This is a genomic window from Methylosinus sp. is20ea, from assembly GCF_059718135.1.
This window is the reverse complement of sequence record NZ_AP046088.1, coordinates 1,269,033-1,287,319: the sequence shown is the minus strand read 5'-3', so window position 1 is coordinate 1,287,319 and position 18,287 is coordinate 1,269,033. Positions and strand designations below refer to the sequence as shown.

The window sequence follows — 18,287 nt, the reverse complement described above, 5'->3', positions numbered from 1 at the left end:
CCAGGACGCGCGAAACCTCTCCGCCGCGCTCGCCGGCGCCGCGCGGACAATGCGCGCGGACAATGAAAGAGCGGACGACGAAAAAGCGTCCCCTATATGGCGAAGGAGCCATGAGCCCTGGCGTGACGGGCGAGGATGCGACGCCATGGATGGAGCCCAGATCTTCCGACTGCTGTTTCTGCTGATCGTCGCCAATGGCGCACCCATTCTGGGCAAGCGGCTGCTCGGCGCGGCCTTCGCCCGCCCGGTCGACGGCGGCGCGCGCTTTCTCGACGGACGGCCGCTGCTGGGCGAGTCGAAAACCTGGCGCGGGCTGGTTCTCGCCATCCTCGCCGCCGCGCTCTGCGCGCCGCTCGTCGGGCTGCCGGCTTCGCTCGGCGCGCGGCTCGGGGCCTTTGCGATGGCGGGCGATCTCTTCTCGAGCTTCGTCAAGCGCCGGCTGGGCCTCGCCGCCAGCAGCCGCGCGCCCGGCCTCGATCAGATTCCCGAAGCGCTGGTTCCGCTTCTCGCCGTCGCCGCCCCTGCGGCGCTCGGCGCGGCGGAAATCGTCATCGTCACGGCGCTGTTCTTTTTCGGCTCGCAAGCGCTCTCGCGGCTGATGTTCGACCTGCGCGTGCGCGAGCGCCCATTTTGAGGTCGCGCGTCCGGCGGGACAAATCGGCTATGGATTCGAGACTTTTTTGCAATGAAGCGCGCGAGGGCGCCGCCTATGGTGGCGCAGAATTCTCGACCTATCGGATAGACTGTGTCCAGCGCCTCTGCTTCATCCCGCCGCCCGCTGCGGCTCGCCCTTCTGCCGCTCTGCCTCACCTTCGCCGCGCCGGCGGCGGCCGCGGATTTGGAGTGCGGCCGCTATCTCGTCGAGGCGCTGACCGCCTGCGACAATTGCCACACGCCGCGCGGCCCCGAGGGCTATCTGCGCGACAAGCGCTTCTCCGGCGGCTCGCAGACCTTCAATGGCGCAAATTACAGCGTGCGCGGGCCGAATATCTCGTCGGACGCCGCGACGGGAATAGGGGCGTGGAGCGACGACCGGCTGACGGCGGCGATCGCCGCCGGCGTCGGGCCCGAGGGACGGCTCGCGCCGGCCATGCCGTCCGAATATTACCGCATACTGACTGCGCGCGATCTCGAGGCGGTCATCGCCTTTCTGCGCGCGGCGCCGCCGGTCGAGGCCGTGCGGCCCGTCCAGCGCCGCGACGGCGAGCAGATCGCCGAGACCTTCCCCGGCGCCGAGGCCCCATTCGAGGAGAAGGATCTCGCCGATCCGCTGCGACGCGGCTTTTATGTCGCGACGCTGGCGCGCTGCATGGAATGCCACAGCGGCGAGACCAATGGCGCGCTCGACCATAAAGAGAAGCTCGGCGCCGGCGGCAAGCTGTTCCGCACGCCGGCGGGAACGACGGTCGGCGCCAATATCACGCCGCATGAGACGGCGGGGATCGGCGCCTGGAGCGCCGATGAGATCAAGGCCGCCATCACCAAGGGCGTCGGCCGCGACGGCAGGCCGCTGAAGCCGACCATGGCCAATCTGTCGAAGGCGCATTTCTCGAAAATGACGCCCGAAGATTTGGACGCGCTCGTCGCCTGGCTGCGCGCCATCCCGCCGCGCGAGGGGCGCTAGCGCGCGTCCGCCCGAAGATTCTGCCGTATGGCGTCCAGCAATTCGCCCTCGAACAGCAGCGCCATGCCGAAATGGCGCTCCATGTCGAAATCGCGGCGCGAATTCATGTCGAGCGAGGCGCTGTGCATGGCGATGAGCCGTCCGTCATCGCCGAAAATCCCCGAGCCCGAGCCGCCATAGCCATCGTTGCAATCATGCCGCGCGCGGCGGATGCCGTCCTCCGTGGGCGCGTCGATCTGCCGGATCTGGCAGTCCTCTATGCTCGTCGCACGGCGGAAATTGGAGTGGCCGGCCGGCGACACCATCACGACGCGCAGGCTCGCGACGCCCGTCGGCAGCGCCGGCCCGTCGGGGATCGGCTGCGGCGCTATGTCGGCGTCGACGCGGTCGCGCAGACGCGCCAGCGCCCAATCATCGGTGATGTTCAGCGCCTTGGCGTCGCGTGCGAAGCCGAAGCGCAGGCTCTCCGGCTCGAAAGCGTATTCCTTTTCGCCGATGCCGAACGTGCAATCGTCGATGGGATGCGTCGGCCGCAGCTTGCGGTCGACGAAATTATGCGCGTTGAGGACGACGAGGCCGCGGTCGCCGATCAGCCAGGCCGCGGCGGCGCGCTCCGGGACGCCTTCCTCCGTGCGGCACATCAGCACGCCGGCCCCCGGATAGCGGCGAAAATCCTCCTCCGCCATGAAGCGCCGCCCCTCGCGCGGGTAGAGCGCCGCCAAGGCCACGGCGGCGCTGGCCGCGAGAAGCAGGAGCGAGCCGATCGCCGTCCGGAAGCCTCGAACGCCCGCGCCCGCCCGTCGCTCGCCGCTTCGCATCATCCGCCCTTTCCTTCACGCCGCCGTCATAGTCTAGAGTCTTTCCCTGTTTCATGGAAACAGGGAAAGACTCTATGCTTTTGTTTTGACGCGTTTCCAACGCCGAACCGGCGTCCACTTCGGCTGGAAACGCTATAGGGGGTCGCGAAGCTCGGCCAGATGCGCGGCCGATTTCGGCCATCACCCCGCCAGCAGCCGATGCAGAGTGATCTCCGGCGGGCAGTTGAAACGCACCGGCAGCACGGAGGAGCCCGCGCCGACCGAGGTGTAGCCCTGCATGTCGTGATAGCGCCAGGCGCCGGCGCCGAAAGCGCGCGGCAGCACCGAGTCGAGCGTGAGCGCGAAGCCGCCGGGCAGGCAGATCTGCCCGCCATGCGTATGGCCGGCGAGCAGCGCGTCGAAGCCGGCATGCGCCGCCTGACGAAAAATCTCCGGCGTATGCGAGAGGAGAATTGAGAATTCGCCTTGGGGAATCCCTTCGCCGGCTTTCGCTATATTGTCGACCCGGAAGTAATGCGCGTCGTCGACGCCGGCGACATGGATGCGCGCGCCCTCGCGAAGGATCGTCTCGCATTCATTGAGCAGCACGCGCATTCCCATCTGCTCGAGGCGCGGCGTCATCAATATCGTGTCGTGATTGCCGAGCACGGCGAGGATCGGCGCGCGCAAGACATCGCGCAGCGCGGCCATGCCGGCGAGCGCCGCCTCATGCGGCCCATGCGTCGCGCCGCGATAATCGCCGGTCAGCACGCAGAGATCGTATGACAGTTCCGCAATGAGCGCGCGCATGCGCGCCATCGCCTGGGGACACATGTCGACATGCAGATCGCTCAAGTGGAGAATGGTGAAACCGTCGAAGGCGCGCGGCAGCCGGGCGCTGACGATGCGGTTCTCGCGCAGCACGACCCTCTCGGCATTGGCGAGACCGCGGCGGTAGAGCCCCATGGCGACGAGCGCGGCGCGGATCAGCAGCGGCGAGGCGGCGAGATTTTCCGGATGGAAGAAATTGAGCCCCTGGCCGAAGATCTGCGCCTCATGGTCGCGCTCTATGCCGAGCCGCTGGCGCGCATGCAGCCGCCCGAGCCGCGCCTCGAGCGCGCGCATGATGTCGTCTTCGGTCATCGTCGGTTCGTTCGACATGTCGCAGCGCTCCGCCCATGATCATATAAACGGCTGCGACAATTTGCCTATGCGTGCTCGCGCTGTGAAACGCTTTCGCTTTCGATCGCCTTTCCAGCGGGTTCCGCCGCATCGCGCGCTTCCGGCGGCGTCGCGGGCCAAACGCGCCCGATTGCTTTTTCACTCGGCGCTCCTACGTCACAGGCGTCGTGCGAGCGCGGCGCATGCGCCGCGCCGGTCGCCGGGACACGGATATCAGGAGGCGAAAATGGCGGAAGCGCAGACCCGAGTTCCCGTGAAAGAATCGAAGGAGACCTTGCCGAACTATGGCTTGTTCGACTGGCATCCTCTGGAGACGCTGCGGCGGCAGATCGATCGCCTGTTCGAGGACGCGCCGTTCCAAAAGGGCGCGACGCCCGATCTCGAGCCCTTCGGCCGCTTCGCTGTCGGCTGGGCGGCGACGCCCGCGGTCGATCTCGTCGAGAAGGACAAGGAATATCAGATCACCGCCGAGCTTCCCGGCATAGACGAGAAGAATGTCGAGGTGAAGCTCTCCAATGGCTCGCTCATCATCAGCGGCGAGAAGAAGGAGCAGCGCGAGGAGAAGGACAAGGGCTATTTCCTCTCCGAGCGCCGCTATGGCTCCTTCCGTCGCGCCTTCCGCGTGCCGGAGAATGTCGAGGCCGACAAGATCGACGCAACATTCACCAAAGGCGTGCTGACCGTGCGTCTGCCGAAATCGGCGCAGGCGCAGAAGGCCGAGAAGAGCATCGACATCAAGGCCGCGTGACGCGGCTTTCATGAGCTTCCCTCTCCCGTTTGGTTCGGGAGAGGGCGCGCGCGACGGGTTTTCTCGAATGGCGGGCCGATTTCGCCTCGCGACTTTCAACATAGAGAATTTGGACTGGTCGCCATCGGCGCAGGACGAATTCGCGCGGCGGCTCGCCGTGCTGCGTCCGCAGCTCGCCGCGATCGACGCCGATATTCTCTGCCTTCAGGAAGTCGACGCGCAGCACGAGACGGCGCATGCGCCGCGCCGCTTCGTCGCGCTCGATCGCCTCGTCGAAGGCGGCAGCTATGCGCATTTCTTCCGCGCCGCCACGCTGCGCCCGGGCGGCGACGCGCCGGCCGACATTCACAATCTTGCGATCCTCTCGCGCTGGCCCATCGTCGAGCGCCGCCAGCTCTATCACGACATCGTCCCGCCCTGGCGCTGGACGCCGCCCACGGAAAAAGGCGCGTCCGCGCAGCCGATCGACGTCGCTTTCGATCGCCCCATTCTCTATGCGCGCATTGCTCTTCCCGAAGGCGCGCCGTTGCATGTGTTGAATCTGCATTTGCGCGCGCCGCGCGCCGTGCCTCTACCCGGCGAGAGCAAATCGAGCCGCGCTTACGCGGAAGGACAATGGCTCGCCGCGCAAAAGCGCGAGGGGCAGGCGCTCGAGGCGCGGCTCTTCGTTGACCGGCTGTTCGACGCAGAGCGCGAGCCGCTGATCGCCGTCTGCGGCGATTTCAACAGTGAAGCCTATGACGCGCCGGCGCGCATATTATGGGGCGCGGATGACCCATGCGGGCCGCGCGGCCTGGCTTCGCTCGCGACGCGCGTCGAAGAGGGGACGCGCTTCACCGTAATTCACGCCGGCAGAAAGACGCTCATCGATCAGATTATGGCCTCGCCCGCGCTCGCGGCGCGATGCGAGGCGGCGACGATCATGAACCAAGGCCTCGCCGACGAGGCGACGGCGCCGGACCCGATCCTCGGCTCCCTGCATGCGCCGCTCGTCGCGACATTCCGCTCATGACGAGAGTCTTTTCCTGGAAACGCTATTGGCGATCGTCCTCGAAGCCTTCGCAGCTCTCGTCGAATTCGTCGAGCCCCGCCTCGAGATAGCTCGCGAGCAACGGAATGCCGATGAGATATTTCGACGTCGGGCCCTTGTGCCGCTCCTTCGCCTGAATGACGGCGGAATCCCAATCCTCGGCGGTGAAATCGCCGCGCCCCACCCAGACCAGCGCCACCAGCTCCGCCTGCTCGTCTTCATCCATCGCATCGATGAATTCGACGAGCTCGCGCCGATTTGGCGACCAGCCTTCTTCGGTGAGCACGCTCACGAATTTGTCATCCGAAGGATTGGAGGCGTCGGGCCGCATTCCTTCGTCCTCGGCCTCCAGCTCTCGCGCTTTGACGATGACGAAACAAACTTTGTCGGTATTGATCTCTGGCATGGCTCACGTCCTCGCGATGTGATCGACATCATATGGGGAGCAGGAGGGCTCGATCACCCTCACCCCCGCGGCGCGCATGTCCGCGCGCGCGTTTTCTCCGCCCTCGGGCGTGACCGGACGCGTGGCCGCGCGCAACACATGCGTCTCGAAGCCGAGACGCGCGGCGTCGATCGCGCTCGCCTTGACGCAGAAATCCTCGGCGAGCCCGACGACGAAAACGCGATCTATGGCGCGACGGCGCAGCTCCTCGGCGAGGCTCGTGCTGTCGAAATCGGAATATTGCTCGCGCTCCGCGCGCTTGGCCTTGGAGACGAACAGCGCGCCGGGCGGAAGACGCAGGGCCGGATGAAACTCGGCGCCTCTGGTGCCGCGCACGCAATGCTGCGGCCAATCGCCGCCCTGCGCGGCAAAGCTCATATGGTCCGGCGGATGCCAGTCGCGCGAGACCACGATCTGCGTTCCGGATCGGCGCGCTTCGTCGATGAGATCATTGACGACCGGAAGAATCTCCTCGGCGCGCGGAACCGCGAGCTTTCCGCCTGCGAAAAAGTCGAGCTGCAGATCGACGATCAGCACAGCGTCGGTCGAGCGCAGCCCTATCTTATTTCTCGTCATCGCGACCTCCTCCAACGAAGCCGCACATGCCTCCGGAGCGCAACAAAGCAACGTCCGATCGCCCGTCGCACGCCGACGAGCTGGAGCGTCTCGTCGAGCCTTCGGCCTATCCGCATGCGCCCGCGCGCGTCGATGTCGTCGAGACACATATGTCGCATGTGTTCATCGCGGGAGACCGCGTCTATAAAATGAAGAAGCCTGTGCGCTTCGCTTTCCTCGATTTCTCGACGCCCGGCGCGCGCGAGGCCGACTGCCGCGCCGAGCTGCGCCTCAACCGAAGGCTCGCGCCGGAGGTCTATCTCGATGTGGTTCCGCTGACGTTCGCGGATGGAGAATTGTCGATCGGCGGAAAGGGCGAGATCGTCGACTGGCTCGTCGAGATGAAGCGTCTGCCCGCCGAGCTCACGCTCGATCGGCTGCTCGCCGAAGGAAATCTCGATGCGCGACGGATCGAGGCGCTCGCCGCGCGGCTCGGCGCTTTCTACGCGAGCGCCGCGCGCTCCGCCATTTCCGCGCAGGATTATGTCGCGCGCTTCTTTCGTGAACAGGCGGAAAATCGCCGCGTCATCGCGATGCGTGATTTCGCGCTCGACCATCGCCATGCGCAGGCCTTGCTCGATCGCCTCGAGCGGCGGCTCGTCGCGCAGACGCCGGCGCTCGAGACGCGCGTGCGCGACGGGCGCATCGTCGACGGACATGGCGACTTGAGACCCGAGCATATCTGCTTCGGCGAGCCGCTGGCGATTTTCGATTGTCTCGAATTCAACGATGAGTTGCGCCAGGTCGATCCTTTCGACGAGCTCGCCTTTCTCGCTCTCGAATGCGAATTGCTCGGCGCGCCGCAGACCGGCGCGGCGATCGTCGCCGCCACCGCGCGGCGTCTCGGCGAGGCGCCGCCGCCCGCGCTGTTCGCGCTCTATGGCGCCTGCCGCGCGGTTCTGCGCGCGCGTCTTTGTCTCGCTCATCTGCTCGACCCCGCGCCGCGTCGGCGCGAAAAATGGGAGCCGCTCGCGCGCCATTATCTCTCGCTCGCGCGAGAGCGCCTCACGAACATCGGCTGAGGCGCGGCCGTGTCGCCGGCGGCCGCGCCTCGCGCGCGAGAGACGCCTCCACTTTGCGCTCATAGTCCGCGAGCCCTACGCTGATCGTCACCGGATAGGGCGAGGCGCAGGGCGCGAGGCTCCGCACATCGGCGGGCAGCGCCGCCATCGCCGCGCGCGCATGGTCGCGAATGTCGGGAAGGCTCGGGCGCCGCTCCATGATTTCGCCGTCGCGCATCACGGGCTCGAGCAGCGGCACGCCGGAATAGCGCTCCTCCTCGCGCGCGATCACGTCGCGCACGGCGACGCCGTCGTGGAATTGACGGAAGATCTGCTTGCGGCCGGGCAGAGTGCGCTTGCCGGGGGAGAGCTTCATGCGTCCCTCGCCGGCGAATTCGACGAGCTTATAGGCGATGTCGAGCGCCGGCGCGTCGGTCGAGGCCGCCATTTCCGTGCCGACGCCGAATGTGTCGATCGGCGCGCCGGAAGATGCGAGATGATCGATACGCGCTTCGTCGAGGCCGCCGCTGGCGACGATCTCGACCCGAGCGAGGCCGCCTTCGTCCAACAGGCGCCGCGCTTGCCGCGCAAGCGCGTCGAGATCGCCGGAGTCGAGCCTGATCGCATGGACGTCGAAATCCGCGCCCATCTCATGCGCCAGCGCGACGACTTTGCGCACGCCTTCCAGCGCGTCATAAGTGTCGACGAGCAGCGTCGTGCGCGGAAAGATGCGGGCATAGGCTTCGAGGGCGTCGGCTTCGCAAGGGCAGGCCTCGACGAAGCTGTGCGCCATCGTGCCGGCGACGGGAATGTCATGCGCGCGGCCGGCGGCGAGATCGGAGGTCGCGGCGACGCCGGCGATATAAAAGGCGCGCGCGCCTTTCACCGCGGCGTCGAAGCCCTGCGCGCGCCGCGCGCCGAAATCGACGATCGCGCGGCCGCGCGCGGCGAAGACCATGCGCGCCGCCTTGGAGGCGAGGATCGTCTGCAGGCCGATCTGATTGAGGATCAGCGTCTCGACGATCTGCGCCTCGCCGATCGGCGCGGTGACTTCGAGAATGGACTCATTGGCGAAGAAGGGCGTGCCCTCCGGCAGAGCGCGAATGTCGCCGGTGAAGCGAAAATGCGCGAGCCAATTGAGGAAGTCCTCGGGGAAGGAGCCGAGCGAGGACAGATAGCGCAAATCCTCCTCGTCATAGCGAAGCGCCGTCAGCTCCTTCAGCACATCGGCGAGGCCGCAGGCGATGAGGAAATTGCGCGCTTGCGGCAGGCGGCGCACGAAGAGGCCGAAGGTGGCGCGGCGCTCGGCCACGCCGAGCTCGAAATAGGCGCGCAGCATGGCGATCTCATAGAGATCGACGAAAAGGGCGGATGCGGTCATGGGGCGCCTCTCGGGCCAGTCTCGAGCAATTCGTCGATGGAGCCGCCGCTGGCGAGACGCGCGATCGCCTCGGCGAGCAGCGTCTCGACGCCGAGCGTGACGAGGCGTCCGCGCAGACGCTGCGTGATCGCCTCGCTCGAGGCGACCGTGTCGGTGACGATGATCTCCTCGATCGGCGCCTCGCGCAGCGTCGCTTCGGCGTCGCGCGCGAAGAGGCCATGCGTCGCGGCGAGGAATATGCGCGTCGCGCCATGCGCGCGGCAGGCGCGCGCGGCGCGCGCCATCGTGCCGCCGCTGCTGATGAGATCGTCGAGAATGACGACGGCGCGGCCATCCACATCGCCAGCGAAGATTTCGCCGGTGATCTCGCCCATGCTGCGATGCTTGTCCATGAAACCCTTGGCCACCGGCCGCGCGAGAATCGTCTCGAGGCGCTGGCGAAACAGCTCGGCGCGCTTCTCGCCGCCGAGATCGGGCGAGACGACGGCGACCGGATCGGCGCCGAGCCGATGCGCGAGATAGCGCGCGAACAAAGCCTGCGCGTCGAGCGCGACGCTCTCTATGCGAAAGGCGTTCTCGAAAGCCGCGACATTATGCGCGTCGATCGTGACAATGCGATGCGCGCCGACGCTCTCGAGCAATTGCGCGACATAGCGCGTCGCGACAGGGTCCAGCGGCTTGGTGCGGCGATCCTTGCGCGCATAGCAGAGATAGGGCGCGACGGCGGTGACGCGCGCCGCGCCGGCGTCGCGCAAGGCGCCGATGAAGAAGAGCAGGCGAATGAGCTTGTCGGCGCCGCTGTCGCCCGCCTCGCCCGCGAGGCTGGAGATCACATAGACATCCTTGCCGCGCACGCCGACGAGCGGCCGGACCTTGCGCTCATCGTCCTCGAAGCGCCGCTCCTCATGCGGCGCGAGCGCGAGGCCCAATTCGCGCGCGACGCGTTCGCCGAGCGCGCGGCTGGAGCCGAGCGCGAACAAGACGATATGCTCGTCGCCCTGCGGCGGAGCTTCGCGCGCCGGCGCCGGCGTTTCGAAGCGCTGAATGTTCATCGCGCCGAGCACGGCGCCGAGAGCGCCGTCGGCGAGCGCCAGCGGCGCGGCGAGAAGCTCGACGCCGGCGCGGTCGCGGCCCTTTTCGACGAGGGTGAACTCGACGAGCGCCGGCTCGCCGATGCGCAGGGCTTCGTCGAAGAGGCGGCGCAGCCGCACGGCGCCGCGGCGGTTCGGCGCTTCGCTCAAGCGCGCGCCCTCCGCTACGGCGCCGAGCAGAGGGGCGAGGGCCTTGGCGCCGATGACGATCTCATAATCGCGCGCCTCCGGCACGGCGCGAAAGGCGAAGCCGGAATGACGAAGATCGGCGACGACGTCGGCGAAAGTGGGCGCGACGCCGCGGCGCGTCGTCCGCCAATGGTCGAGCGCATGCTTCGTCTCGGCGCCGATCGGCTGCGGCGCGAGATCGAGGCGCTCGAAGAGACGTTTCAGATAAGGTCGGGTCTCGGCCAGGGTCGTCATGAGCGCCTCTTTGCGGACGCGGGGCCCGCGTTCAGCTCCGGTCGCGTCGCGCCAGCTTCTCGGCGAACCATGCCGCCGCCAGCTCGACGACCTGCTCGAGAGCGCCCGGCTCCTCGAATAAATGTGTCGCTCCAGCCACGATGTCGAGGCGCGCGTCGGCGAGACGTCTCGCCGCCATGCGATTGAGATTAAGAACGTCGAAATCGAGGCCGCCGACGATGAGCAATGTCGGCGCGCGCACATGGTCGAGCGCGTCGCCGGCGAGATCGGGCCGGCCGCCGCGCGAGACGATCGTTCGCACATTTTGCGGCCGCTCCGCCGCCGCGACGAGAGCGGCGGCCGCGCCCGTGCTCGCGCCGAAGAGGCCGATGCTCAAATGGCCGATCGTCGGCTCGGCCGCGGCCCAGTCGATCGCCTCGACGACGCGCTCGGCGAGCAGCGGAATGTCGAAGACATTGCGGCGCTCCTGCGCTTCGTCGTCGGTCAGAAGGTCCATGAGCAATGTCGCGAGGCGCCGCTCGCGCAGCGCGGCGGCGACGCGGCCATTGCGCGGGCTGAATCGCGAGGAACCCGCGCCATGCGCGAAGATCACCAGTCCGCGCGCGGTCCGCGGAACGGCGAGCGCGCCGCAAAGGTGGCTCGGTCCGACGGCGACCTCCGATTCTGCGACTGGCGTCGTCATGGCTCGTCCTTCGGCTGGTCCTTTGCTCGTCGCCGCGCGCCCGCGATTCGCCCGTCGACACGCCCTATCTATCTATCGCGCCGTCGGACGATCGAGGGTGAAATTCGCGTCACATGAACGGAGGCTCCATCATGCAGACGACGCCGGAAATCGACTTTCAGGGCATGGAGGCTTCGCCGCAGGCGCAGGCGCGCATCTCGCGCCATATAGACGAGCTCGAGACGCGCTTCGGCCGCGTCACCGCCTGCCGCGTCGTCGTCAAGGCGCCGAGCGCGCGCCATCAGAGCGGCGGGCAATATGAGATCAATATTCGCCTCGCTCTGCCGGATGGGCGCGAGGCGGTCGTCGAGCGCACGCCGCCGGAGGACGAGCGCTATCAGGATTTCGACTTCGCGCTCAATGACGCGTTCAAGCGCGTGCGGCGGCGGCTGCAGGATCAGGTCCACCGCCTCGAGGGACATGTGAAGCAACATGCGGAGCCCGCGATCGGCGTGGTGCGGCGGCTGATGCGCGAGGACGGCTATGGATTCCTCGAAGGCGAGGATGGGCTCGAACTCTATTTTCACCGCAATAGCGTCGAAGGCGCGGGGTTCGCGGCGCTCGAGAGCGGCGATCGCGTGCGCTATGTGCCTGAAAGCGGGGAGAAAGGCCCGCAGGCGAGCGCGGTGCGGCCGCTCGGCGAGCGGGCCCCGTCGTGAGCGCCGTCCCTCGCATTCGCGCGGCGTCCGCCTATATCGAAAGCGTCGTGCATCCGCGCCGGAGCAGGATCGCCATGTTTCGTGACTGTCATGCCGTTTCGTGACCGAGACGACGCCGGTCGCCGTCTCGCCGAGGCGCTGGTCGCGCATGTCGGCGAGGCGGCGGTCGTCTATGCGCTGCCGCGGGGCGGCGTTCCCGTCGCCGCGCATATCGCCGAGCTGTTGAGCGCGCCGCTCGATCTCGTGCTGGTGCGCAAGATCGGCGTGCCCTACCAGCCCGAGCTCGCCATGGGCGCGCTGGCCGACGGCGGCGCTCCGATCATCGTCCGCAACGAGGATGTGATCGAGGCGGCGGAGGTGAGGGAGTCCGTCTTCCAGGCCGTCTGCGCGCGCGAGCGGGCGGAGATCGAGCGGCGGCGCGAGCTCTATCTCGGCGGCAGGGCGCGGCCCGATCCCGCCGGCAAGCTCGCCATTGTGGTGGACGATGGCGTCGCCACCGGCGCGACGACGCGCGCGGCGCTGCGCGCCGTCAGAGCGCTGCGTCCGGCAAAGCTCGTCCTCGCTGTTCCAGTCGCGCCGACCGACGCGCTCGAGCTGTTGCGCCATGAGGCCGATGAGGTCGTCTGCCTCGAGCATTATCGCGACTTTGGCGCGATCGGCTTTTTCTACGAGAATTTTCGCCAGATCGACGACGAGGAGGTGATCATCATCCTCGATCGCTTCTCGCCGCGATCGTGACCGGAGGCTCCCGATGCGCGTCGGCGCGCCAAGCGAAGTCAAGGACAACGAGTTTCGTGTCGGGCTGACGCCGGCCGGCGTCTATGAGCTCGTGCAGCGCGGCCATTTCGTGATGGTGCAGAGCGGCGCTGGCGTCGGCGCGGGGCTTTCCGACGGCGATTATCGAACCGCGGGCGCGGCGATCGTCGAAGGGCCGGACGAGATTTATTCCTCCGCCGAGCTCGTCGTGAAGGTGAAGGAGCCGCGGCCGCAGGAACGCGAGCGATTGCGGCCGGGCCAGATCCTCTTCGCCTATCTGCATCTCGCCGCCGATCGCGCGCAGGCGCTGGAGCTGATGCGCTCCGGCGCGATCTGCATCGCTTATGAGACGGTGTCCTCGCCCTTCGGCGGCCTTCCGCTGCTCGCGCCAATGTCGGAGATCGCCGGGCGTCTCGCGCCGCAGGCGGGCGCGCGATGCCTGGAAAAATCCATGGGCGGGCGCGGCGTGCTGCTCTCCGGCGCGCCGGGCGTGCCTCCGGCCGAGGTGGTGATCCTCGGCGCGGGAACGGTGGGGACGCAGGCGGCGATGATCGCGCTCGGCATGGGCGCGAGCGTCATCGTCGCCGATCGCGGCGCCGAGCCGCTGCGCCGCCTTTCCGCGCGCTTCGGCAGCGCGGTGCGCACGATCTTCTCGACTCCGACAGCGATCGCCGAGCTTCTCCGCCGCGCCGATCTCGTCATCGGCGCCGCGCTGGTTCCGGGGGCCGCGGCGCCCAAGCTCATCAGCCGCGGCATGCTCGCCGGCATGAAGCCGGGCGCGGTCATCGTCGATGTGGCGATCGATCAGGGCGGCTGCTGCGAGACCTCGCGGCCGACGACGCATTCCGATCCCGCCTATGTCGTCGACGGCGTCGTGCATTATTGCGTGACCAATATGCCGGGCGCGGTGCCGCGCACCTCCACTTTCGCTCTCGCCAGCGCGACGCTGCCTTTCGTGCTGGCGCTCGCCGACAAAGGGCTCGGCGCTCTGCGCGACGATCCGCATCTTTTAGCCGGCCTCACGGTGGCGCGCGGCGAGATCGTCAACGCATCCGTCGCTACGGCGCTTGGCCTCGCTTTCGCGCCCGCGGAGAAGTTCTCGAAAGTCTGAAGTTCTCGAAAATCTGAAGCTCGAAAATCTGAAGCTCGATGAGGAGCGTCACGATGCGGCTGCAATCGCCAGCCTTCGCCAATGGCGAGGAGATTCCCCGCAAATACACCTGCGATGGCGCCAATGTCTCGCCGCCGCTGCGCTGGAGCGAGGCGCCCTCGCATACGAAGAGCTTCGTCCTGCTCTGCGACGATCCGGACGCGCCGGCGGGCGTCTGGCGTCACTGGGCGGTCTATGATCTCTCCCGCGACGCCACCGGGCTGCCGGAAGGCGCAGGACGGCCGGGGCCGCAACGCGGCTTCTTGCAGGGGATCAATGATTTCGGCGGCTCGGGCTATGGCGGGCCGTGCCCGCCGCCGCGCCATGGCGTGCATCGCTATCGCTTTCGCCTGATGGCGCTCTCGACCTCCACGCTTCCCGTCTCGCGCAAGGAGCCGAGCTGTCTCGAGGTGGAGCGCGCCGCGAGCGAGGTCTTGTTCGAAGAGGCGATCCTCGTCGGGACTTACAAGCGTTGAGCGATTTTTCGCAAGCGTTGAGCGACCTTTCGCGCGGCGCTCAATCGGCGCGGCGCTCTGTGGTCGGAGCCGGCTCTTTTTTCTCTTTCTTCTCGCCCTTGGCCTCGCCGGGCGTGAAGACGCTGCGCACGCGCTGGCCGGGCTTCTCGAGCACGGTCGCCTGGCCGGTGGCGGTGTCGTAGATGAGCTTCTCGCCCTTCACGACGCTGTCGCCCTGGATCAGGGTCACATTGCCGGTGAGATAGACCTTGTTCTCGCTGCGGTCGTAGCTGCCGCGGTCGCCGGTCCCGATCTGATCCTTGGAGACCAGCGTCACCGGCCCTTCGGCGTCTATGTGGCGGACGCGGTCGCTGCCGCCATTGCCGTCCTGACCCTGCTGAGCCTTGTCCAGAAAGAGGATGAGGCGCGAGGCCTTCAGCGTCGAGGGGCCGTTCACGACGACGACGCTGCCCGAATAGACGAGCTTCTGCTCCTTGTCGAAATAATCGAGTTTGCCCGCGTCTATGTCGACCGGGTCCTTGGCGCTGGCGCCGGGGAGGATGCCGCCGGAGCGCCCTTTGGCGGCGACCGGCGCCGCGGCCACAAGCGCGGCCATGGCGAGGGGCAGGAAATGAATGAGCTTCATGGAGACGATCCTTCCGCCGCGCCGTCGTCCTCGTCGCCGGGCAGCGTCGTATGCACCGCGCCAGAAAAAGTCGCGCGCCGCTCGTTCTGCGAGAACTCCACCGAATTCGAGGTCACGACCGATTTGTCCAGCGTCAGCCTGGTGGGCTGGTCCGAGGTGACGAGATTGCCGCGAAAATCGATCACGGCCGCCTCGCTGCGCAGGTCGTAATGCTTGCCGTCGAAGATGCGGGCGCCGCCGGAGAGGTTGGCGCGGTCGTTCTTGGCGTCATAGAGGCCTTTTTCCGCCGTCAGCACGACATTGGACTCGTTGTCGCTCTGGAAATGCACCTCGAGCTGCTCGAGCTCGAACACATCGGGCTTGGCGATATCCTGTATGCCGGTGCGCGCGCGCAGCTCATAGGGGCGGCCATCCTTGCGATAGCCGACGAGCTTGGGGCTTTCTATGGTGATGCGCGTGCCCTGCGTGGCGATGCGCGAGAAGCGCAGATCGGCCGGCAGAAAGCGCAGCGAATGGAAGGCGACGCCCACGGCCACGGCGGCGAGAATGGCGCCGCTGCCCCACAGTAGCCAGCGCCTCAGCCGGGCGACGCGCAGCGAATGGCGCCGCGCCTGCGGAATGGCGTCGCGTCGCGGCGCGATGAAGGAGGCGAGCCGATCGCGTCTATCGGTCGGCGGAAAGGCGTCGTTCATCCCATTCCTGCTCGCCATTCCTGCTCGCCATCCCTGCGCGAGAACGCCCGCGAGACAACGCCGGCCGCATGGCGAATTCGAGGCGTCACGAATTCGAGCCGTCATTCATGCGAGAAAATATCGGTCTCCGGCCAGCCCGCGAGATCGAGGCGGGCGCGCGTCGGCAGAAAGTCGAAGCAGCGGGCGGCGAGATCGGCGCGACCCTCGCGGGCGAGCATGACGTCGAGCTTCTCGCGCAGCGCGTGGAGATAGAGCACGTCCGAGGCCGCATAGGCGAGCTGCGCGTCCGAGAGCGTCGCCGCGCCCCAGTCTGAGGATTGCTGCTGCTTGGAGATTTCCACGGCGAGCAATTCGCGCACGAGATCCTTGAGCCCGTGGCGGTCGGTATAGGTGCGGATGAGCTTGGAGGCGATCTTGGTGCAATAGACGGGCTCCGCCATCACGCCGAAGGTCTTGGCCATGACGGCGATGTCGAAACGCGCGAAATGGAACAGCTTCAGCACTTTCGGATCGGCGAGCAGGCGCGTGAGATTGGGGGCCTGCGTCTGCCCGGGCGCGATGCGAACGAGATCGGCGTCGCCGTTCCCGCCCGAGAGCTGGACGAGGCAGAGCCGATCGCGATGCGGATTGAGGCCGAGCGTTTCCGTATCGATGGCGACGACGGGGCCGAGATCGGCGCCGTCCGGCAGATCGCCCGAATGCACGCGGATGGTCATGGGGGTGTGATTCGCTTTCTCGAGAGCCTTCTCATGTTTCATGGAAAACATGAACAGGCTCTATGTTTTTGTTTTGACGTGTTTCCAACGCCGAACCGGCGGCCACTTCGGCTGGAAACGCTCCAGGGACAGCGACCTTTAGCCGATTTCCGGGGGCTTTGTCGAAAGGAGGGCGCGGACCGCCTCAGGACGTGAGCCATGCGGGATCGACTTGCAGCGCCTCGGCGATGAGAGCGAGCGTTTCCGGCGTTCCCTTGCGGCGGCCGGATTCGAGATCGCTGATGTAGCCTTGTCCGAGATCGGCGTCATGCGCGAGTTGCAACTGCGTCATGTCGCGCCAATTGCGCAGCGCCTTCAAGAGACTGTCGCCGCGCAGCAGAGCGGCGCTCACCTCCGGCGGAAGGCGCTCGTCGCGCCCGGCCGCGAGTTCCGCCTTGCGCTCGTCATAGATTGCGATGTCCGCCGCATCCTCTTCCGCCTCGGCTGCGGCGGCGACGAGGGCGTCATAATCGGCGCGGGGAATGACGACCAACTCCTCGCCCGCCGGCGTCGTGATGATTTGAATTTTCGGCATGGACGTCAATTTCTCCGGTAAGTCGCCATCTCACGCTTGCCGATATGGATGGCGAGGATCGTCGCTCCATCATCGTCGAAAATCACGCGATACCGCCCGATACGCATGCGAAAGCCGTCGCGGCCCGCGAGATTCTTCACGTCGCCGAGTCCAGTCGTCGCATAGATCGCCAGAGCTTCGGTTACGGCTGTTCTCGCATCCTCGGGAAGGCCATCCAGTTCCTTGGCGGCCTTGTGCGTGAGGATGATCAGCTTCATGAGAGCGATAATATCGCTCTAACCGCTCAAATCGGCAAGCGATAATATCGCAGACCCTCTACGGCGCATCCCAATAGCCGAACGGCCGCTTCGACAATTCCGAGTTGAAATAGCGGGGATCGCCCGAGACTTCGCGGCCGAGCCAGCCGGGGCGGTCGAAAGGCTCCTCTTCCGACCCCAACTCGATCTCGGCGATGATGAGCCCGTCATTCTCGCCCTGGAACACGTCGACGGTCCAAATATGGCCGCCGCACACCTCCTCATAGCGCGTCTTCTCGATGAGCGGGCGCTCGCATAGGCGGTCGAGCATGATCTCCGCATCCTCGACCGGAATGGGATATTCGAATTCCGAGCGGGTGACGTTGGAGGTGCGTCCCTTGATCGTCAGAAAAGCGGCGCCGCCGGCGATGCGCACCCGCACCACGCGATCCTCGACGCGCGAGAGATAGCCCTGGCGAAAGGCCACGCCATCGTTGCGCGGCCGCCACAGCTCGCGCGTCACCAGAAACTTCCGCTCGATCTCCACGCCCATTCCATCCTCCTCGCGATCAGCTCGCCAAAGCTGCGGCGCGTTCGACGCCTTTGGGAAAATTCACATTGAGCCGCGGATCGGCGTCGAGCGCGCGCAGCGCTTGCGTGAGGCGCCGCTCGTCCTCGCTCTCCAGCGCGACGCTCTCCATCGGCGCGGCGCCGATCTGCAGTCGCACGAATTCCGCCGCGCAATCGTGAAAGGAAAAGCGCAGGCGCGACTTTCGCACGGCCACGGGGCGCAGGGCGGGGCAGGGCGCGACGATCTCCTCGAGAAAGCGCGCCTCGTCGTAGCTGGCGTGACCCGGACCGTTCAGCGGCAGCGCCAAGGCCGCGGCGGCGGCGGCGAGGCGTTCCGCCGACAGCGGGAAAGCCGAGCAAAAGGCCGGCGCCCATAATTCGAGGCCGTCGTCGACGCGCAGCAGGCGCTTGACCTCGAGCGCCTGGTCGCGAATCTTCGCCGAATGCGGCGTCAGCGCGTTGAGCAGATAGATTTCGTCGCTGCGGCGCGGCAGGCTCGTCGGCGAGCCGAGCTTGGCCTCCAGCGCCGCGAGATCGGCGCCGAAGATGCGCCATTCCCATCGCGGCGTCGCATTCGGCTCGAGCGCGCCCATTGGACCTCACACTCTCACGGCGAGCGCCGCCGGCGGAATGACTACCGGGGCTTGCGTCGGACGGCGCCTTATGGCGCGACGAAAAGCGTCTTCGCCTCGCGCCGTCGCCAATGACATGTAGCGCGGCGGCGGCCGAAGAGGATGCGTATTCGTTCGCCTTTCAGAAACACGGCGAACAAGCT

23 protein-coding genes are annotated in these 18,287 nt (G+C 67.0%); 9 read left to right on the top strand and 14 right to left on the bottom strand.

The window, feature by feature from the left end:
- The first annotated feature begins 145 nt into the window (after window positions 1-145).
- Window positions 146-634: a CDP-archaeol synthase gene (locus tag AC6IY7_RS05900; RefSeq protein WP_497782146.1), complete on the top strand. Its 489-nt coding sequence runs from the start codon at window positions 146-148 to the stop codon at window positions 632-634.
- Window positions 635-745: 111 nt separating this feature from the next.
- Window positions 746-1,624, top strand: coding sequence for a c-type cytochrome (locus AC6IY7_RS05895; protein WP_497782145.1), 879 nt, complete (start codon window positions 746-748; stop codon window positions 1,622-1,624).
- On the opposite strand, the gene AC6IY7_RS05890 is transcribed toward AC6IY7_RS05895, so the two are convergent.
- Complete coding sequence (locus tag AC6IY7_RS05890; RefSeq protein ID WP_497782144.1) at window positions 1,621-2,445, bottom strand: trypsin-like serine peptidase; 825 nt, start codon at window positions 2,443-2,445, stop codon at window positions 1,621-1,623. The genes AC6IY7_RS05895 and AC6IY7_RS05890 overlap by 4 nt on opposite strands.
- A 177-nt stretch (window positions 2,446-2,622) precedes the next feature.
- Window positions 2,623-3,582 (bottom strand): metallophosphoesterase, encoded by a 960-nt coding sequence (locus AC6IY7_RS05885; protein WP_497782143.1) that lies wholly within the window; start codon window positions 3,580-3,582, stop codon window positions 2,623-2,625.
- A gap of 247 nt (window positions 3,583-3,829) precedes the next feature.
- Between AC6IY7_RS05885 and AC6IY7_RS05880 the strand changes: the two genes are divergently transcribed.
- Window positions 3,830-4,351 carry an Hsp20/alpha crystallin family protein gene (locus AC6IY7_RS05880; RefSeq protein WP_497782142.1) on the top strand — a complete coding sequence of 174 codons (522 nt, stop codon included), beginning with the start codon at window positions 3,830-3,832 and terminating at the stop codon, window positions 4,349-4,351.
- Window positions 4,352-4,361: 10 nt separating this feature from the next.
- Window positions 4,362-5,363 carry an endonuclease/exonuclease/phosphatase family protein gene (locus AC6IY7_RS05875; RefSeq protein WP_497782141.1) on the top strand — a complete coding sequence of 334 codons (1,002 nt, stop codon included), beginning with the start codon at window positions 4,362-4,364 and terminating at the stop codon, window positions 5,361-5,363.
- Between the two features lie 22 nt (window positions 5,364-5,385).
- On the opposite strand, the gene AC6IY7_RS05870 is transcribed toward AC6IY7_RS05875, so the two are convergent.
- Window positions 5,386-5,787: a DUF3775 domain-containing protein gene (locus AC6IY7_RS05870; protein WP_497782140.1), complete on the bottom strand. Its 402-nt coding sequence runs from the start codon at window positions 5,785-5,787 to the stop codon at window positions 5,386-5,388.
- A gap of 3 nt (window positions 5,788-5,790) precedes the next feature.
- Window positions 5,791-6,402, bottom strand: coding sequence for a nicotinamidase (locus AC6IY7_RS05865; protein WP_497782139.1), 612 nt, complete (start codon window positions 6,400-6,402; stop codon window positions 5,791-5,793).
- Between the two features lie 26 nt (window positions 6,403-6,428).
- Between AC6IY7_RS05865 and AC6IY7_RS05860 the strand changes: the two genes are divergently transcribed.
- On the top strand, window positions 6,429-7,463 hold the full coding sequence (locus AC6IY7_RS05860) for a hypothetical protein (protein WP_497782138.1): 1,035 nt from the start codon (window positions 6,429-6,431) through the stop codon (window positions 7,461-7,463).
- On the opposite strand, the gene AC6IY7_RS05855 is transcribed toward AC6IY7_RS05860, so the two are convergent.
- Genes AC6IY7_RS05855 through AC6IY7_RS05845 form a run of 3 tightly spaced genes read right to left on the bottom strand, consistent with a single transcriptional unit; the run spans window position 7,447 to window position 11,019 of the window.
- Window positions 7,447-8,823, bottom strand: a complete 1,377-nt coding sequence (locus tag AC6IY7_RS05855; protein WP_497782137.1) for a nicotinate phosphoribosyltransferase — start codon at window positions 8,821-8,823, stop codon at window positions 7,447-7,449. The two genes, AC6IY7_RS05860 and AC6IY7_RS05855, sit on opposite strands and share 17 nt — an antisense overlap.
- The gene (locus AC6IY7_RS05850; RefSeq protein WP_497782136.1) at window positions 8,820-10,337 is read right to left on the bottom strand and encodes a ribose-phosphate diphosphokinase; all 1,518 of its coding nucleotides are present in this window, start codon (window positions 10,335-10,337) and stop codon (window positions 8,820-8,822) included. The genes AC6IY7_RS05855 and AC6IY7_RS05850 overlap by 4 nt, the downstream gene beginning before the upstream one ends.
- Window positions 10,338-10,368: 31 nt before the next feature.
- Complete coding sequence (locus AC6IY7_RS05845; RefSeq protein WP_497782135.1) at window positions 10,369-11,019, bottom strand: dienelactone hydrolase family protein; 651 nt, start codon at window positions 11,017-11,019, stop codon at window positions 10,369-10,371.
- A gap of 131 nt (window positions 11,020-11,150) precedes the next feature.
- Here AC6IY7_RS05845 and AC6IY7_RS05840 point away from each other — a divergent pair, with 131 nt between their 5' ends.
- From AC6IY7_RS05840 to AC6IY7_RS05825, 4 genes are all read left to right on the top strand, one after another.
- Window positions 11,151-11,717 (top strand): cold shock domain-containing protein, encoded by a 567-nt coding sequence (locus AC6IY7_RS05840; protein ID WP_497782134.1) that lies wholly within the window; start codon window positions 11,151-11,153, stop codon window positions 11,715-11,717.
- 90 nt (window positions 11,718-11,807) lie between these two features.
- Window positions 11,808-12,455: a phosphoribosyltransferase gene (locus AC6IY7_RS05835; protein WP_497782789.1), complete on the top strand. Its 648-nt coding sequence runs from the start codon at window positions 11,808-11,810 to the stop codon at window positions 12,453-12,455.
- Between the two features lie 13 nt (window positions 12,456-12,468).
- Complete coding sequence (gene ald, locus AC6IY7_RS05830) at window positions 12,469-13,584, top strand: alanine dehydrogenase (protein ID WP_497782133.1); 1,116 nt, start codon at window positions 12,469-12,471, stop codon at window positions 13,582-13,584.
- 53 nt (window positions 13,585-13,637) lie between these two features.
- Window positions 13,638-14,099 (top strand): YbhB/YbcL family Raf kinase inhibitor-like protein, encoded by a 462-nt coding sequence (locus AC6IY7_RS05825; RefSeq protein WP_497782132.1) that lies wholly within the window; start codon window positions 13,638-13,640, stop codon window positions 14,097-14,099.
- A gap of 40 nt (window positions 14,100-14,139) precedes the next feature.
- Here the strand turns inward: AC6IY7_RS05825 and AC6IY7_RS05820 are convergent, their stop codons facing one another.
- From AC6IY7_RS05820 to AC6IY7_RS05790, 7 genes are all read right to left on the bottom strand, one after another.
- Entirely contained in the window at window positions 14,140-14,724 is a 585-nt protein-coding gene (locus AC6IY7_RS05820) for an LptA/OstA family protein (protein WP_497782131.1), read from the bottom strand.
- Complete coding sequence (gene lptC / locus AC6IY7_RS05815; protein WP_497782130.1) at window positions 14,721-15,434, bottom strand: LPS export ABC transporter periplasmic protein LptC; 714 nt, start codon at window positions 15,432-15,434, stop codon at window positions 14,721-14,723. The genes AC6IY7_RS05820 and lptC overlap by 4 nt, the downstream gene beginning before the upstream one ends.
- Before the next feature lie 83 nt (window positions 15,435-15,517).
- Complete coding sequence (locus AC6IY7_RS05810; protein WP_497782129.1) at window positions 15,518-16,132, bottom strand: ribonuclease D; 615 nt, start codon at window positions 16,130-16,132, stop codon at window positions 15,518-15,520.
- Window positions 16,133-16,316: 184 nt separating this feature from the next.
- Window positions 16,317-16,706, bottom strand: a complete 390-nt coding sequence (locus tag AC6IY7_RS05805; protein ID WP_497782128.1) for a helix-turn-helix domain-containing protein — start codon at window positions 16,704-16,706, stop codon at window positions 16,317-16,319.
- A 5-nt stretch (window positions 16,707-16,711) separates the two neighbouring features.
- Window positions 16,712-16,963: a type II toxin-antitoxin system RelE family toxin gene (locus AC6IY7_RS05800; RefSeq protein ID WP_497782127.1), complete on the bottom strand. Its 252-nt coding sequence runs from the start codon at window positions 16,961-16,963 to the stop codon at window positions 16,712-16,714.
- Window positions 16,964-17,021: 58 nt separating this feature from the next.
- Window positions 17,022-17,495: a CYTH domain-containing protein gene (locus AC6IY7_RS05795; RefSeq protein WP_497782126.1), complete on the bottom strand. Its 474-nt coding sequence runs from the start codon at window positions 17,493-17,495 to the stop codon at window positions 17,022-17,024.
- Window positions 17,496-17,511: 16 nt separating this feature from the next.
- Window positions 17,512-18,105 (bottom strand): hypothetical protein, encoded by a 594-nt coding sequence (locus tag AC6IY7_RS05790; protein WP_497782125.1) that lies wholly within the window; start codon window positions 18,103-18,105, stop codon window positions 17,512-17,514.
- Window positions 18,106-18,287: the final 182 nt, after the last annotated feature.